The sequence below is a fragment of the Mesorhizobium sp. M7A.F.Ca.US.005.03.2.1 genome (assembly GCF_003997795.1).
GTDB lineage: Bacteria > Pseudomonadota > Alphaproteobacteria > Rhizobiales > Rhizobiaceae > Mesorhizobium > Mesorhizobium ciceri.
Window position 1 is genome coordinate 1 of the sequence record NZ_RZRP01001446.1, and the last position, 783, is coordinate 783.

1 protein-coding gene and 1 pseudogene are annotated in these 783 nt (G+C 63.9%); both read right to left on the reverse strand.

The window, feature by feature from the left end:
* Positions 1-114, reverse strand: a pseudogene (locus tag EN991_RS41505) (EAL domain-containing protein); the annotation flags it as partial.
* A partial coding sequence (locus EN991_RS38390) for an EAL domain-containing protein (protein WP_164769769.1) occupies positions 111-783 on the reverse strand: 673 nt, incomplete at its 5' end. The gene EN991_RS38390 and the pseudogene EN991_RS41505, both read right to left, overlap by 4 nt.

Consider the following 783-nt stretch of genomic DNA (forward strand, 5'->3'; position numbering starts at 1 on the left):
GAAAATCGGCTGATAGGCGCTGCGCAGCCGGAACTCGCCATACATGCCGTATTCGATGCCGACTTCGTCGACCCGGATCGCATCGCCGACATTGCGCCGCCGATCACCTCTCATGTCGCCACGCGGCGCCCAAAGGCCTTGACCGGCCGCGCCGAAGGCGTTGCCGCGGCAGCAGCCGACGTGTCGACGGCGGCAGCGACAGGCGCCTGCCCGGCCTTGTCGAAGACGCCAAAGCTGGTCGGCGCCAATTCGGGTCGCGCCAGCACGAAACCCTGCACCATCGACGCACCCGATTTCTCGGCGAGCTCCAGTTGCCAGCCCTCCTCGATGCCTTCGAACACCGTATGGATGCCTTGCTCCTCGAAGTTCTTCACCATGGTGGTCAGCAACGCGAAGCCGGCGCCGGACTCCATCAGTTGCGTGATCCAGTAGGCATCGAACTTGACGATATCCGGCTTCAACTCCTTGACCCGGTTGATGTCGGAATCGTCGGCGCCATAATCGTCGACGGCGATGCGAAAACCGTTGGCTCTCAGTGCCGCGACGAAGCCGTGCAAGGCTTCCTGCGACGCCGATCGCTGCTCGGTCACCTCGCAGACGACGCGGCGCGGGTCGATGCCGGCCTCGTGCAGCACGAGCCGCATTTCGCGCAAGGCAGCGTCGGCAACAGTGCGTTCGGTGAACACCGACGGGTCGAAATTAACAAAGATCGACGCTTCCCGCGGCAGGCAGGCACCGGCGTTGAGAAGATGCAGCGTCCTGGTCAGCGCCTCGATATGCAGC